Genomic DNA, 16,003 nt, shown 5'->3' on the forward strand with positions numbered 1-16,003 from the left:
ACAGGTTCTGCAGCTATGATGATTACAATTAAATCGCAGATGCGGATGCCACTGGTAATTTCGGTAATCAGCAGATGACCCCTACGCTTCAAATGAATTCCACCACCGGCAATTCTTTTGCAACCGCCAGTCGGCGGGTCGCCGTCATGCTGGTTGTCTGGTGTGCATTCCCGGCGATGATGGTTTCTGCTTGGGCCGATGCATACGCTAAAATCGAAGCGTCATTCAACATCACGAATCTGCTGACTGATCCGTTCGATTACACGGTGACCGACGTGCGGGTGCAGATTGTCCAACCAGATTCGAGCACGCTCTCGCTGCCGGCGTTCTTCGACGGCGGGACGACCTGGCGCGTGCGGCATACGCCAATGCGGCCGGGCCTGTATCAAGTCACCAGCGTCACGCTCAACGGGATGCCGCTGGCTGTCAACAATTTGCAGCCCGCTGCTTGGACCGTCGCGGATCGCGCCACCGGGCCGGGTTTCGTGCGAGTTGATTCCGGCGACACGAATCGGTTCATTACCAGCAATGGGCGTCGCTTTTTCCCGGTTGGACACAACGTGGCGTGGTGGACGAATAACACCCAGCTTGGCGGCATTATTTCGAAACTCGGCGCGTCGCGGGAGAATTGGTCGCGCATCTGGATGACGCATTTCTACGACAGCCTGAATCTGGAGTGGCCCAAGGTCGGCAGCCTCGGCCAATACAGTCTGCCCGTGGCACAGAAGTGGGACGCCATTGTCGCTGCCGCCGAACAGGGCGGCGTCCATTTCCAGATGACGTTGCAACATCACGGCCAGTATTCCACCACGGTCGATCCGAACTGGAATGACAATCCGTACAACACAATCAACGGCGGTTTTCTCTCGGACCCAAAACTTTTTTTCACCGACGCAACCGCCAGGTCGCTGACGAAAAGAAAACTGCGCTACATCGTGGCGCGCTGGGGATATTCGCCTGCCATCATGGCGTGGGAATTGTTCAATGAAGTTCAGTTCACCTCCGCCGGTCAAGCCGCGCAGTGGAGCAACATCGCCGTCTGGCATGATGAGATGGCTGCGTTTCTGCGCGTGCAGGACGCCTATCAGCATCTTGTCACGACGAGTTCGGATTTGTCTCAACTCATCTGGAACTCGATGGATTACTACCAATATCACAACTATGCATCCGATATCGTCACGTCGTCACGCGACGCGCAGGCACCGCCGGGCGGTTCGCCGATCAAGCCCAATTTTGCCGGCGAGTGCGGGCCGTACTTTGCGGTCACCAATTCTCCGCGGCTCTGGGTTCAAGCGGCGTTGTGGCCTAGTCTCATGGCCGCCCCGGCTGGCGCCGCCTGTCCGTGGTGGTGGGACTACATTGACGCGCAGAATGATTATTCAATCTTTCGGTCTGCAAACGACTTCGTTCGGCTGTCCGGGTTGGCCGATCAGAACAACCTGACCAAGTCCACGCCGACAGTTACGGGCGGGCCAATCACACCATTGGCATTCGCTCCCGGCGGCGGCTGGGGGACGAACAACGGGCCGGACATTTTCACCGTCGGCAATGGCGCGCCGGATGGCATCGGCGCCGCGCCCAGTTATCTCCAAGGTAATTTCCATCGCGTGGCCTTCAAGATGACCAACGGGTACACGTTTCTGGTGAACTACCCAACCAACGGGACTTTCTCCGTCCAAATCACGCAGATCGCCGCGGCGGGCGCGGGTCTGCAAGTTTTCCTCGACGGTATCATCCAGACGAACATCTCCTTTCCGGCGACGGCCAGCGACGTTTCGACAAATTTCGTCGCGAGCATTTCGATTTCCGCCGGGGCGCACTCGGTCAAAATTTACAATCCCGGACAGGATTGGGTTCTGTTGGGCAACCTCACGCTCAACCCGTACGTTCCCACCCTCGGCGCTTATGCAGTGGGCAACTCCGGTTTCAACGCGACATGGTTGTGGCATCGCACAAATCTTTTCAACCTCAGTGCGAGCAGCAGTATCACAGGCACCGTGGCCGTCGCGGGCTTGGCCCCCGGCAATTACGACGCGACTTGGTGGGACACCTTTTCCGGCGTGGCGATTTCCAATTTCAACTTCACCGTGGTGGGCACCAATGTCGTGACGCTGGCCACGCCGCCGGTTCTTCGCTCCGTCGCGCTCTTTGCAGGAACGCCGCCTCAAGCGGGCATCAACACGCCGGTACTGGCGCAAACGCTCGGCACCAATTCGCCGCCGCTCACCCTGCCGCTGATGATCACCAACACCGGCGGCTTGCCCCTCTCCTACTCACTCTCGGTGACCGGCTTCAACGCCATCGCCTATTCCTCGATCAACTCGACCGAGTCGGGTGGTCCGGTGTTCGCGTGGAAGGACATTTCGGCGATCGGTCGTGATCTGACGACCGACTTCACCGCGCTTACCGGCAAGAACGCCAAAGACGAAGGCATCGCCGGGCCAATCGATATCGGATTCGGCTTCCCGTTTTTCAGTGGTGCGCAATCGCCCGATGTTTTCACGCAGCTTTACGTCTCGCCCAATGGCTTCATCACCTTCAATACGTTCAGCGGCGACACGTCCACGAACAAACCGCTGCCGAGCGTTCAGTCGCCGGCAAACCTCATCGCGTTCTTCTGGGATGATCTCGATTTCACTTCGGGGGGTCGCGTCTATGTCGCCAGCAATGTCGTGGAGGGCGCGTTCACACTGCAGTTTCAGGACGCGCGATTCAAAGGCAGCAGCGCGAGCGTCACCTGCCAGCTTATCCTCAAAAGCACTGGCGAAATCTTGATGCAGTACAAGTCACTGGGAGTTTCCAACGCCTGCACGGTCGGAGTGCAATACGCCGCCGGCGATCAAGGTCTCCAAGTCGCTTACAACCAGAATTTCTTGCAAAACAATTTCGCTGTCCGGCTCCGGCCAACGCCGTGGTTGGATCTCGATGCGAACGCTGGACTTGTGCCCAGGGCAAGCGCGGACACTGTGAATCTATCCCTCGATGCTGCCGGCCTCACGTATGGGACTTACTCGGCCACGCTCCTCATCCAGACAGGAGATGCGACTCAACCGCTCCTGTCGCAGCCCGTGACGCTGAACGTCACGCCCATCGCCACGTGGCGGCAGTCGCATTTCGGCGCCGCGGACAATACCGGCAACGCGGCGGACACGGCCGACCCGGAGGGCGACGGCTTGATCAATATCGTGGAATACGCCTTCAACTCCGACCCGCTGACGGCCTCCGCAACTCCGCTTTCCTTCGCGCTCATCAACGGGCATCTCACGGTAAGCTTCAGACGCACGCGGCCTGCGCCGGCGGACCTCAACTACATCTTTGAAGTCAGCGACGATCTGTCGTCTGGCATTTGGAACTCCGGCCCTGGCTACACGTCGCAGTCAGGCTTGGATAATCTGGATGGCACCGAAACCGTGACTGTCAGCGACAACGCCACTGCGCCATCGCCGGCGGCCCACTTCCTGCGCATCCGGTTGAGCCATTGAAGGAGATCTTCAAGCGGAACCCGCCGAAAAACTTGCCATCAATCCAATGCGGGTGATAATTATGGTAGTGACCGCAATGCGCAGACTTGTATGAAACCCGCCGGAAGCCACATCTCACCCAAACCTCGGGGTCGGGTCTGGATTTCTCGGATGTCGGCCCGCGGATTTACGCTTATTGAATTGCTGGTGGTCATCGCCATCATCGCGATTCTGGCGGCTTTGCTGCTGCCCGCCTTGTCCGTAGCCAAGCAGCGGGCCAAAGCCATCCAGTGTATCAGCAATCTCAAGCAGTTGACTCTGGCCGGCGTCATCTATGCCAACGATTTCGGAAAGGCGTTGCCCTACGAAAGCGCCTCGAAAGATATCTGGCTGGCGCTGCTGATTGAAAATTACTCGCAGGTTCATGCGGTGCGCCTGTGTGCGGTCGCCACTGAAGTACGCGCCGGAACGTCGTGGTATGCGCGAGACATGAACGCGGCCTGGATCTGGCCTTCACAACTCCATCCCGGGACGAACTACACCGGGAGTTATGGGTTGAACGGCTGGCTTTATTCCGATGTCGGCGCCTACAATGGCCCGCCGTACTTCGCAAATTTTTCGACCATACCCAAACCGGTGCAGACACCGTTCTTTTTCGATGCGATCTGGGCGGATGCCTGGCCGGACTTTAACCAGGGCCCGGCGATCAACCTCACGCGCGGCGCGTTGGACCCCAACATGGGGCGGTTGACGATTGCGCGTCACGGCGTGCCCAAATCGGGTGTGCCCACCAAACTGACTGGCCGTGAAAAATTGCCGGGATCCATCAACATGTCGTTTGTGGAAGGCCACGTGCAACCGGTGAAGCTGGAAACGCTGTGGAACCTCAACTGGAATTCCACTTATTCCCCGCCACTGACCCGACCGCCGGCTACAGGTCAACCACCGCCTTGAATCCTGCGCTGTTGCCCGAGTCTCACGGGTTTTCCAGCCGGAAAAATGTGGCGCTGTTTGTGGGTGTAGTAATCAGCACCACCTTGTTGGTGCCCACCGTATTGATCGTCAAGCCCGCCGCCGGCCAGCTTGTCGCCGCGGCTAGCCGGTTGGTCGCATGCAGCGTGTAGGGGACGTTCGGAGGTTGTGACCAGACGATTTTGGCCAGCGTATTCGTCGGGATGAGCAAAACGCCGGTGGGATCCTGGGCCACGCCCTTGTACCACTTGTTCAAGAGATTAAAATGTTCATCCAACAATGTCGTGGCACCGGACACTGAAGCGGCGGAGAAGGTTGCCGATTGTCCGACATTCACATCGTTGTTGGGGACGATGCCGAGGTAAACGTAAGTGTAGCTGTTGAAATTGGCCAGCACGTCATCGCCAAACACCGCGTTCGTCGTTCCTGACGGGCCGAACATGGTGATGTTGGTGCCCGCTACGGTGATGCCCCAGGTGCCGAGTGGTGAGGGTCCGCTGAGGCGCGCCAACAAGGGGCCGGAAAAAATGCTCACGTGGTCGGCATTGACCTTGTAATACAATTCCTCGTCATAATGGCCGCCCACATCGTAAAGCCGCAGATAGACGACGTTGGTTTCATTGTAATCCGCGAACGGGCCAGGAGCCAGATGATTGCCCACCAGCATGAGGCGCGCTTCAAAGCCATTGGTTGGCGCGGCAGGGAAGTTGGTGATCGTAAAGGAGTAAGTGACCGCGCCGTTGCTCGGATTGATCCACGAGTAATTGCCCGTACCCGTGCGGATGTCCTGGCGCTGGTAGGTTTCCCCGACGACCGACGCAGTGATGTTGAGGCCGTGTATCGTGCGCGTCATGGTCATCGTCGGGGGTGGAGAGGTGCTCGTGGAGAAGGTCGTGTAGTACAAGTTGTCAATCCAGAGGGTTACCGGTCCGTCGATGTTTTGGCTGGGGCCGCCGTAAAGTTGAAAGTCGATATGGTGTGCGTTTGTGTCGTCCTGATTGAAAGTGATCGGCGCATCAAAATGGCGCCAGCCGTTTTCGTCCACCTGATAATTCGCCCCGATGTTGTCACCTATTGTGGGTCGCCAGTCCCAGCCTCCGTTGGCACGAAAGGCCACAGCAAAATAGCCATTGAGTCCAAATGCGTCGGTGGCCGATCCAGAATCCACCTTGACGTCCAGATGCATTGAATCCAAGTCGAGTAAGTTGGTGATCGGTGCGCTCAGGGCGATGATGTAGGCCCCCTTGTTGTCCCCTAAATAATTCGTACTGAAGCCGAACGTAACCTTCATCGCGCCGGATAACGCATTCGTGTTGCCGTCCATCGTCGGATCAAACGAATTGGTGTGAGTCACACTACCAAAATCGAATGTCCACGAGTCAACTTCGCTGGCGCTGTCGAATTTGCTGATGAAATTCGTGTCGGCATAAGCGGGATTGGAGGCGAGGCACCAAATCAAGCCGGATAAAACGGCGGCCAAGGTTGGAAAGCGATTTACGATAAAGGTTTTCATAAGTGTGATAATTTAGGCGTCCTCCAAGCGGTTCGCAACTGCTTGCATTGCGATGCAATCCTTCCCCTGCGCGGCAGTTTGGTTCTGCCGCACAAGGCACGTCGCGGAAGACAAGCTACTGAGTTTGCTTATTGCCTGCGGTTGCGCCAGATGAGGAGAGCAAGCCCGCCCAACGCCGCCAAGGCCAAGGTGGAAGGCTCGGGCACGGGCGTGAAGATCACGTTGTCGAACCAGAGGGTCACCGTCCCGTCGATGTTTTGCGATGGGCCGCCGTAAAGCTGCCACGTCAGGGCGCGGATGGCATCGTAGGGCGCGGTCAGCGGAGCGTTGATATGCACCCAGCCGTTGGCGCTGCTCAGATTTTGGTCGGTGTTCGCCTGATCCACATAATTGTAACTGTCCGTGTTCCGGAGGGCGATGGCGAAGAAGCCGTTGTTGCCAAAGGCATCGAGCGCAGAAGAAGGATCCACCTTTACGTCGAACTGCAGGGTGGCGAAATTGGCGCCATTCACTCCGGGAAAGAATGCGTCGCGCGTATAAGCCGCCTTGTTGTTGCCGCTCAAGGCCGAACTAAATCCCAGAACGACTTTCATCGACCCGGACGCCGGATTACTGTTGCCATCCACAGTTGCATCAAACGATTCGCTGTGGGTTACGCCGCCGAAGTCAAACCGCCATTGGCTGATTTCGCTGGAGTTGTCGAATTGGTTAATGATCGTGCTTTGGGCCCTGACAAGAACTGCCGGCAGGGCGAGCAATGACATAGCCAGAACCACCGGGTTGAAGAGTAGGTTTGCTTTGTGGATTTTCATGAGGATGCCTTTCTGGGTTGGGTTTGTGTTTAGGGATTTACGCCAACCACCCGGATACAAAACGAATGCGCCGCTCCTGGTAGTTGCCGCGGATGAGAAATACTTCCAAGAAGTGAACAGTAATAGCTCGGACGAGCAGTTTTCATAAACGAACTTTGACTGGACTAGTGGCGAAATCGTATATCTTAAAAAACTTGTTTGGCAAGAACAATTCTTGCCCCTCAAAAAAACGCCAAAACCGGGGTGTGAATCACCCCGCCTTGCTCAATCACGGTGGTAAAGCTACGCTCCAGCCCACTGAATGGCACCATCTCCTGGCATGAATAGGCCGCTCTTAACAATCCCCCTTTTGTACGGCATCTTTTTCTTATCCGGCGCCTGCGGCCTGGCCTTTCAGATGGTGTGGTCGCGCATGTTTGCGTTCGGATTGGGCCACGAATTGCCCGGTGTGCTGGCCGTGATGGCCGCGTTCTTCGGTGGACTCGCGCTGGGGGCGTGGACGCTGGATCGGCGACTCAGCCGCAGTCTTCATCCGGGGCGATGGTACGCCGGAATGGAACTTCTCATTGGCGTTTGGGGATTGTTGACGGTAGTCCTGATTCCGCACAGCAATGATGTGGCGCTGCGATTTATCGGACTGGAGGTTCCGGAGTTTCGTCACTGGACAGTGGCATTTGCCGTTCCGTTTCTCGTCCTGTCGCCGGCCACCATCGCGATGGGCGCAACGTTGCCCGCGATGGAGCGGTTCATGTCGCCGTGGATGAAGGACGGAAGATGCGTCGGCGCTCTCTACGCCACCAACACGCTCGGCGCAGTGGTGGGAACATTGTTGAGCACATTCGTGATCGCGCCCGCGCTCGGATTCAGCGCAACACTGTTGGTGTGTGCGACACTCAACTTATTTTGCGGTGCCGCTGTGCTGCTCATCGAACGGCGCGTTCAAAATCCGCCTCCCGTCGCCGGTCGAAAGCAAATCAAAGCCGAAACGATGCGACGTCTTTATGCGACGGTGTTCGTCACGGGATTGCTCGGCATCGGCTACGAAGTTTTGGGGGTGCGCGTGTTGGCGCAAGTTTTGGAGAATACGATTTACAGTTTCGCCGCGGCGCTCTCCGTCTATTTGCTAGGCACGGCTTTCGGCGCGGGTCTGTATCAACGATTCAGTCGGCACGCTCAGTTTCGAGCGGTTCCCAGTTCGCTGCTCTGCGGACTTTGCACGAGTTGTTTGGTGGGAGTCCTGGCACTCTCGAGAGCGCAGACGATTTACCAAGCTGTTCGTGCGGCGCTCGGCGACAGTCCGATCGCCGTGTTGCTCGCGGAGATGATGATGACGTCCGTGGTATTCGGACTGCCGACGGTTTTCATGGGAGCGTTGTTCAGTCTGTTGGTCCAAACAGCGCGCCGGGAGGACGGTGGCGTGGGTGAGGCGCTGGCGCTCAATACGCTGGGCGGCGCGTTGGCGCCGGCACTGTTCGGCGTGATGCTCCTTCCGGCTCTCGGCGCCAAATGGGCGTTGGTTTTGACTTCGTTTGGGTATCTTTTCTTGTTGCCACAAATCAAAGGCTGGCAATGGTTAGGCGTGGCGTTGCCCGCTGGATTGGTCTTCTGGTTGCCTGCCCAACTCCAGCTCGTCCAAAAACCGCCTGGTGGAGAGATCATCGAATTTCGCGAAGGGGTCATGGACTCGGTCGCGGTGGTCAAACATTTCGATGGCAATCGCAGCCTCCTGGTCAACAATCGCTTTACAATGGGCGGCACGGGTGCGGCCAACGCCGAGCGGCGTCACGCACACTTTCCCCTGTTGTTGCATCCCGATCCAAAGCGCGCGTTGTTTCTCGGACTGGGCACGGGGATCACCTTTGGCGCTGCCAGGACGCACCCGGACCTGCAGGCCGACGGCGTCGAACTGGTGCCGGAAATCATCGATGTGCTCCACCATTTCGAACCTGCCAACGCTTTGTCCAACCATCTGGCCGGTTCGAAAATTTATGTCGCGGATGCGCGGCGCTTTGTTCGCGCCATCGACGCGCGTTACGATGTGATCGTGGCGGATTTGTTTCATCCGGCACGGGATGGCGCCGGCTCGCTCTACACGGTTGAACATTTTCGAGCCATTCGCCATCGGCTCGAGACGGGCGGCCTTTTCTGCCAATGGCTGCCGTTGTTTCAACTCGACGAGCCGATGCTGCGCGTCATCATCCGGACGTTTCTGGAGGTTTTTCCAAATGGTCGCGCCTATCTCTTGCGGTTCAATGTGGACACGCCGGTGCTCGGCCTGGTTGGCACGCTCGAACCGACCGACTATTCCGCCGGCTGGCTGGAACGGCGCGTGCGCGATGCCGGATTGCGCGAATCGTTGCAGCCGTTGCCGCTGGTGAATGACTTCCAACTTTTCGGATGCCTCATCGCCGGTCCGCGCGGCCTGCGCGCTTTTTCAAAGGCGGCGCCAGTCAATACCGACGATCAGCCCATCATAACCTTCAGTGCGCCGCGATTCACTTACCAACGCACCGCGACTTCGTACGGACGACTGCTGGCGTTGCTCGATCTTCACGCGGCCGATCCGGCGGAGTTGATCCGCTCCTCGAAGAGTTCCGACGACGTCAAGTTCATCCGCGCTTTGAAGGAATACATTTCTGCGCGCGATGTTTATTTGCGCGGTCTGGTTGCCGAGGCCGAAGGGCGGCCGTCGCAAGCCATCGACGCCTATGTTGAAAGCGCGAGGATCAGCGCCGAATTTTCCACCGGCTACGCGCACTGCCTGACCCTCGCCATGCAGCAATCCAAATCCAATCCCACCGCCGCCCGCGCCCTTCTCCAGCGTCTGGTGGAGGCGCGACCTGAACGGCCCGTGGCGCGGGAGTTGTTAAAGGAGTTGTCGGGAAAGTAGATCTTTGCGAACCGGTACAAGGTTTTGGAGCAAATCCGCATTGGAATGGAGACAATGTATTGCCGCTTGGTTCACTGCCGAATCACAAAAAGAATTGGGTTGAGTCGTCGCCGTTAAATTTCTTAAATTCCACGCGAAAGCTGGCAATGGTGAAATCTAACGCGTTGAGGGCACACAGCTACAACTCAAACCGAGCGACGGGCGCATTGACGCGAATCACGTTGCTTAATCTGATGAAATCTATTGGTATCCTTGCCTCGGCGGCCGGCTGCGCTTGCCTGCCCGAAGGTCGCGCCGATACATTTAGCGATGACCTTGCCTTCCTTCAAAAGCATACTCAACTCATTGTGTTGTCAGACAAGGCGGGCGATGCCCGCGTTGCCGTCGCTCCCGCCTGGCAGGGACGTGTGCTGACGAGCACTTCCAGCGGCGACAACGGCCTGAGTTATGGCTGGATCAACCGTGAACTAATCGCGCAGCGTAAAGTGCAGCCGCATATCAACGTCTTCGGCGGTGAAGACCGTTTCTGGTTGGGGCCGGAAGGTGGACAATTTTCGGTTTTCTTTAACAAAGGTGCGCCATTCGATCTCGAACATTGGTACACGCCCGCGCCGGTTGACACCGAACCCTTCAACGTCGTCCGCAAGAGCTCCACTTCCGCCGTGTTGAGCCACGAATTTACACTCACGAATTATTCGGGCACTCGGTTCCAGGTGAAAGCCCGTCGCGAGGTGCGCCTGCTTTCCGCGAAGGCCGCTTGGGACAAGTTGCAGCTCAAACCTGCGAGCGGCGTAAGAATCGTTGCCTACGAAACCGCCAACAAAATCTCCAACGCCGGCAAACAGCCGTGGACGAAGGAGACCGGCCTGCTCTCCATCTGGATTCTTGGCATGTTCACACCCAGTCCCGGCACAACCATCGTCGTGCCGATTCGTGGTGGCCCGGAATCCAGATATGGCCGCGCCGTGACTTCGGATTATTTTGGGCAGGTACCGCCGGAGCGACTCGTGATCAAGGATGATGTCATTTATTTCAAAGGCGACGGCAAGTTCCGCAGCAAGATCGGGATCAATCCACAGCGCAGCAAGGCCATCCTCGGCAGTTACGACGCCGATAACAAGGTGCTGACGATTGTGCAATTCTCCCAACCCGCGGGAGTGACGACCTATGTCAACTCGCTGTGGAAACTTCAGGACAATCCCTACGGCGGCGACGCAGCCAATAGTTATAACGACGGCCCGGCCGCGCCCGGCGGCAAACCGCTGGGGCCATTCTACGAATTGGAATCCTCCTCGCCCGCTGCCGCGCTTGCGCCCGGTCAAAGCGCCGAGCACATTCACCGCACGATTCATCTCAGCGGATCGGAACGGGACTTGGACTCCATTGCGCGCGCCGCACTCGGTGTTTCCTTGAGCCAGATAATCAACGCACTTCCGGCGCAATAACCCTCAACCCCAACATGCCTATTCAACTCCGCGACCCGTCCGCCTGCGCCTACGACCTGCTGGCGCTCGGCGAAATCATGCTCCGCCTCGATCCCGGTGAGGGCCGCATCCGCACCGCGCGCGAATTCAAGGTCTGGGAAGGCGGCGGCGAATACAACGTCGCCCGCGGCCTGCGCCGTTGCTTCGGCATGAAGACCGCCGTGGCCACCGCGTTCGCCGACAACGACGTGGGCCGGTTGCTGGAGGATTTCATTTTGCAAGGCGGCGTGGACACGCAATTCATCAAGTGGGTGAAGTTTGACGGCATCGGGCGCGACGTGCGCAACGGGCTGAACTTCACCGAGCGTGGCTTCGGCGTGCGTGGCGCGGTAGGCATTCCCGACCGCGGGCACACGGCGGCGAGCCAGCTCAAGCCCGGCGATTTCGATTGGGACCATATTTTCGGCAAGCTCGGTGTGCGTTGGTTGCACACGGGCGGAATTTTCGCCGCCTTGAGCGACACCACACCGCAACTCGTCATCGAATGCGTCAAGGCCGCAAAAAAACACGGCACCATGGTCAGCTATGATTTGAATTATCGCCCCAGCCTCTGGAAATCCATCGGCGGCCAGAAGCGCGCTCAGAAAGTGAACAAAGAAATCGCCAATTACGTGGACGTGATGATCGGCAACGAAGAAGACTTCACCGCCTGCCTCGGTTTCAAAGTCGAAGGCGCGGACGAACACCTCCTGCACATCGACGCGCCCTCGTTCAAGAAGATGATTCAGACTGCGGTGAAGACATTCTCGAATTTCAAGGCCACCGCTACGACCTTGCGCGCCGCCAAGACCGCGACGATCAACGACTGGGCCGCCATCGCGTGGATGGACGGCAAATTTTACGAGAGCCGCAAGTATCCCGATCTCGAAATTCTCGACCGCATTGGCGGCGGCGACAGTTTTGCGTCGGGCTTCATCTATGGCCTGATGACCACTGGCGATCCGCAACGCGCTGTGGACTGCGGCGCCGCCCACGGCGCCCTGGCCATGACCACGCCGGGCGACACTTCAATGGCGGACAAAGGCGAAGTGGAGAAGTTGATGAAGGGCGGCGGGGCGCGAGTGCAGCGCTGAGAACCATACCGCTGAGGGACACGAGTGGACACGAATCGGAGAATGATTCGTTCCCTTCCAACTTTGGATTCTTGAATTAGGGCTATGCACCGGATTCCATTTGGCGCATCGGACACGCTCAAGCGTGAACTCCAACGCCGCGCAAGGCCGGTTGCGTTGGAGTTCAACCTTCAAGTTGATCCTGTCTGCTTCAAGGGAAGCCAGCGCATGGCCCAATTTTGAAATTCAAAATCACGCCAAGCCTGGCGTGGCGCGTGCCCGGTTCTGCTTCTTCTTCTTGACCAGCGCTTGAGAGTGCGCGCAAACAGGTGGCTGACGGCAGCAGGGATTTGGCGGGCCGGGTGGGCGACTTGACACGCGCATGGCTAACCTGCTTTCCCGCATCGCTGTCAAAAGATTTACGTTTGGCATCGCGCGGCCAACAAACTAGTTTACTTCATCGGTGGCTTTTATATTCTCCGACGCGGTGGCCGATGTGGCGGAATTGGCAGACGCGCCAGACTCAAAATCTGGTGTCTTTACAGACGTGTGGGTTCGACCCCCTCCATCGGCACCATTAACGTTCCTTCAAACCTCGTCACGTCTGGGGTTCTTACTCCGTCCTGTTGGTTTCGTTCATCATCCGCTCCGGGTCTGGTTCTGAGTTGGCTTCTGTCGGTGGCCGAAGCGTGGCGCGAAGGTTCCGGTTGCGAAGCGGCGATTGGCGGCTGAATCGCCGCTTGACGCTGTAAAAGCTCAGACGCAGGCTCGTCACACATGACCACCGAGACAAAAGCGATTCTCTGTCACCTGGGGCGCGTCCAACCACAAATCCCAATCAATTCCTCGAGAAAACAATTTCCAATCGGTGGCTTCACGTTGATCGAGTTGCTGGTGGTCATCGCGATCATTGCGATTCTCGCCGGGCTGCTGCTGCCGGCGCTCGCCGCCGCCAAGCGAAACGCGTTGACCACCCGTTGCATGAGCAACCAGAGCCAGATCGGCAAGGCCTTCTTCATGTACACCGAGGATAACAACGATTACTATCCCGACATCAACGATTGGGCTTCCACGGGCGGCAAAGATGGCACTTACGATACTTTTACCGCTGCGACCAATCGGCCGCTGAACGTTTATGTGGCCAAGGGTTACGATGTCTTCCGTTGCCCCTCTGATAAAGGCGACTTCTGGTCGCTCGCCGCCCGCGGGGTCAACTGCACCAACTGCTATCTTCAGTATGGCAACAGTTACCTGACCGAGTTCGCCTTCGATTATTACAAAGTCAAAATGGTCTGCGGTCCAAAGGGTGATAAGAACAATCGCTCGATCAAACACTCCGAAGTCAGCCTCAAGCCCGCCACCAAAATCATCCAGGGAGACTGGATCTGGCACGCCAATCGTGACGTCACCCAGCCGCGCCACCAATGGCACAATTACAAAGGCAAGAACCGCATGATGATGCTGTTCGGTGACACGCACACCGAATACTTCAAGTTTCTTCCCACCGCTCAGATGGAGGCCCTCGCCGGTTCCGCTCCAGACCGAAACTTCAGTTGGTGGTAGCGGGTTTCTGGATCGACGATCGCAAGCCTCGACTTGAAATCGAGCGAAACCCTCTACCCATCTCCGTAGAAACCACCTCCGCCGGGAAGCGCGCGGTCGCTGCGTGGAGGCGGTGAAGCAAAACCCGGTCGCGCCCTAATTCGTAGTGCGATAGAAACGATAGCGGAACTGAAACGCGTTCGAGTCGGTGAAGTTAAGGTTTCCGCTCACGTCGCTGGTGGCGGTGCCAATATTCGTCCACTGGATGAAGTTGGTGGTGGCCTGAATCGTGAATGCAGTGGCACTGGCGCCGGCCGCGGTCAGGCGGAACGTGCCGTTGGTGTAACTGCCGGTTCCCAGTTGCGGTGCGGCACTACCGCTGTCGCGCACGAGCGTCACGTCATTGCCATCCCCACCGGCGTAGTGAATGCGGAAAGGCTGACCGCTCACATTCACAACGGCATTTTCCGCCAGCCCGTTGAACGTGCCTTGCACGGCATCCACGCCATCGTTGGTGATGATGATGAACGTTGTCCCTGGCGATACCGATGGCAGCGACAAAACTTGCAGCGTCGCATTGCTCAACGCGACCGTGCCCACAACGGACAACTGGTCATACGTGCCGGGTGACGTGTTCGTTCCAGACAAAGTCAGCGTCGCGCCCGAACGCAAATTCAGGCTGGAAGGAAACAGGAGCAAACCAGGCCCGCTTGTTCCGGGAGCGATGTTTCCACCGGCCAGCAAGTTGACGCCGACGGACCCGGTGCCTTCGAGTGTTCCGCCTGCCATCGTGAGCGTGCCGTTCGCTTCCAGTTGGCCGCCGTTGACGCGGAGAATGCCCGCCGTGTTCGTGGTGCCAGACGGTAAACGCAGAAAGCCCGTGTCCGCTTGAATGACTCCGGATGGCTGGGTATTGAAAATGAAGTTGTTGAGCTGGGAAAAGCCCGCCCCGGCGCTCTTGCGCACCAGGCCGGTGTTGATCCACACCGGCGAATTGGTCTGTGCCGAGTAGGCGTTGAAGGAATTGTCACCGGTCATCAACCACTGGCCGCCGTTGCTCACCACCGTGGCGGGCTGCCCGCCGTTGAGCAACTGTCCGTCGTTCCAAGTGACCGTGCCCTGATTGATCAGGTTCAGGGTGTCCAGGAACTTGTTGCCCGGCGTGTTGAACACCAACTGCCCGCCCGCAAGAACGGTCAACTGGTTCACGAGGGAACCCGAGTTGACCACGAACGTGCCGCTCACGCGATTGGACCCGACCAGCGTCGCGCCGTCCAGGGTCAGGTTCGTGATGGCGCCGGCGTTCTGGAAGTTCGGGCCCAGCACCACGGTGCCGCCACTGTGCAGCAGTCCGGGGATGATGTTGGTCCGCAGGTTGAGCGTCGTGCCGTTGAACCGGTTGAAGCCCGCTCCGGACGCCACGCCTCCGGCGTCGTAGTAGATGCCGCTGTTCAAATCCAGGGTGGCCCCCACCGAGGCGGTGAAGCTGCCGCCCAGCGTGTTGTTGGTGCCGCCGCCGAAGCGCAACGTGCCGCTCTGCACGTCCACGACGCCTCCGGGGTTGAAGGCCACATTGAAGTTGTTGATCTGGGAAAAGCCCACCCCGGCACTCTTGCGCACCAGGCCCGTGTTGATCCAGACCGGCGTGTTGGTCTGCGCCGAGTAGGCGTTGAAGGAATAGTCCCCCGTCATCAACCACTGACCCCCGTTGCTCACCACCGTCGCCGGCTGGCCGCCGTTGAGCAACTGCCCGGCGTTCCACGTCACCGTCCCCTGATTGATCAGGGTCAGCGTGTCCAGAAACTTGTTGCCCGGCGTGTTGAGCTGCAGCTCCCCGCCCGCAAGAACGGTCAACTGGTTCACGAGGTAACCCGAGTTGACCACGAAGCTTCCGCTCACGCGATTGGACCCGACCAGTGTCGAACCGTCCAGCGTCAGGTTCGTGATGACGCCGGCGTTCTGGAAGTTCGGACCCAGCACCACGGTGCCGCCACTGTGCAGCAGTCCGGGAATGATGTTGGTCCGCAGGTTGAGCGTCGTGCCGTTGAACCGGTTGAAGCCCGCTCCGGAGGCCACACCGCCGGCGTCGTAGTAGATGCCGCTGTTCAAATCCAGGGTGGCCCCCACCGAGGCGGTGAAGCTGCCGGCCAGGGTGTTGCTGGCGCCGCCCCCGAAGCGCAATGTGCCGCTCTGCACGTCCACGACTCCGCCCGCGTTGAAGGCCACATTGAAGTTGTTGAGCTGGGAGAAGCCCGCGCCGGCGCTCTTGCGCACCAG

9 protein-coding genes and 1 tRNA gene are annotated in these 16,003 nt (G+C 58.4%); 7 read left to right on the plus strand and 3 right to left on the minus strand.

Going from position 1 to position 16,003, the window contains the following annotated elements:
* Positions 1 to 74: 74 nt before the first annotated feature.
* A complete protein-coding gene (locus HY298_20580) occupies positions 75 to 3,482 on the plus strand; it encodes a DUF5060 domain-containing protein (GenBank protein ID MBI3852661.1) in 3,408 nt (1,135 codons plus the stop codon).
* A 90-nt stretch (positions 3,483 to 3,572) separates the two neighbouring features.
* Positions 3,573 to 4,415 carry a prepilin-type N-terminal cleavage/methylation domain-containing protein gene (locus HY298_20585; GenBank protein MBI3852662.1) on the plus strand — a complete coding sequence of 281 codons (843 nt, stop codon included), beginning with the start codon at positions 3,573 to 3,575 and terminating at the stop codon, positions 4,413 to 4,415.
* 22 nt (positions 4,416 to 4,437) lie between these two features.
* Here HY298_20585 and HY298_20590 read toward each other — a convergent pair whose 3' ends face one another.
* Positions 4,438 to 5,946 (minus strand): hypothetical protein, encoded by a 1,509-nt coding sequence (locus HY298_20590; GenBank protein MBI3852663.1) that lies wholly within the window; start codon positions 5,944 to 5,946, stop codon positions 4,438 to 4,440.
* 128 nt (positions 5,947 to 6,074) lie between these two features.
* Complete coding sequence (locus HY298_20595) at positions 6,075 to 6,758, minus strand: PEP-CTERM sorting domain-containing protein (protein MBI3852664.1); 684 nt, start codon at positions 6,756 to 6,758, stop codon at positions 6,075 to 6,077.
* Positions 6,759 to 7,077: 319 nt separating this feature from the next.
* Between HY298_20595 and HY298_20600 the strand changes: the two genes are divergently transcribed.
* The 5 genes from HY298_20600 (at position 7,078) to HY298_20620 (ending at position 13,747) form a co-directional block, all read left to right on the plus strand.
* Positions 7,078 to 9,648 (plus strand): spermidine synthase, encoded by a 2,571-nt coding sequence (locus tag HY298_20600; GenBank protein MBI3852665.1) that lies wholly within the window; start codon positions 7,078 to 7,080, stop codon positions 9,646 to 9,648.
* Positions 9,649 to 9,926: 278 nt separating this feature from the next.
* Positions 9,927 to 11,093: a hypothetical protein gene (locus tag HY298_20605; GenBank protein ID MBI3852666.1), complete on the plus strand. Its 1,167-nt coding sequence runs from the start codon at positions 9,927 to 9,929 to the stop codon at positions 11,091 to 11,093.
* Positions 11,094 to 11,107: 14 nt separating this feature from the next.
* Entirely contained in the window at positions 11,108 to 12,205 is a 1,098-nt protein-coding gene (locus HY298_20610; GenBank protein MBI3852667.1) for a sugar kinase, read from the plus strand.
* Between the two features lie 469 nt (positions 12,206 to 12,674).
* Positions 12,675 to 12,761, plus strand: a tRNA-Leu gene (locus HY298_20615).
* A gap of 200 nt (positions 12,762 to 12,961) precedes the next feature.
* On the plus strand, positions 12,962 to 13,747 hold the full coding sequence (locus tag HY298_20620; protein MBI3852668.1) for a prepilin-type N-terminal cleavage/methylation domain-containing protein: 786 nt from the start codon (positions 12,962 to 12,964) through the stop codon (positions 13,745 to 13,747).
* A gap of 135 nt (positions 13,748 to 13,882) precedes the next feature.
* On the opposite strand, the gene HY298_20625 is transcribed toward HY298_20620, so the two are convergent.
* On the minus strand, positions 13,883 to 16,003 hold a 2,121-nt coding region (locus tag HY298_20625; protein ID MBI3852669.1), incomplete at its 5' end, for a hypothetical protein.

The sequence above is a fragment of the Verrucomicrobiota bacterium genome (genome assembly GCA_016200005.1).
Taxonomy (GTDB): Bacteria; Verrucomicrobiota; Verrucomicrobiia; order Limisphaerales; family PALSA-1396; genus PALSA-1396.

Excerpts from the sequence above, each read along its gene's own strand:
- HY298_20610 (MBI3852667.1), top strand. The coding sequence starts at position 11,108 with ATGCCTATTCAACTCCGCGACCCGTCCGCCTGCGCCTACGACCTGCTG.
- HY298_20590 (MBI3852663.1), bottom strand. The coding sequence starts at position 5,946 with ATGAAAACCTTTATCGTAAATCGCTTTCCAACCTTGGCCGCCGTTTTA.
- HY298_20620 (MBI3852668.1), top strand. The coding sequence starts at position 12,962 with ATGACCACCGAGACAAAAGCGATTCTCTGTCACCTGGGGCGCGTCCAA.
- HY298_20595 (MBI3852664.1), bottom strand. The coding sequence starts at position 6,758 with ATGAAAATCCACAAAGCAAACCTACTCTTCAACCCGGTGGTTCTGGCT.
- HY298_20600 (MBI3852665.1), top strand. The coding sequence starts at position 7,078 with ATGAATAGGCCGCTCTTAACAATCCCCCTTTTGTACGGCATCTTTTTC.
- HY298_20585 (MBI3852662.1), top strand. The coding sequence starts at position 3,573 with ATGAAACCCGCCGGAAGCCACATCTCACCCAAACCTCGGGGTCGGGTC.
- HY298_20580 (MBI3852661.1), top strand. The coding sequence starts at position 75 with ATGACCCCTACGCTTCAAATGAATTCCACCACCGGCAATTCTTTTGCA.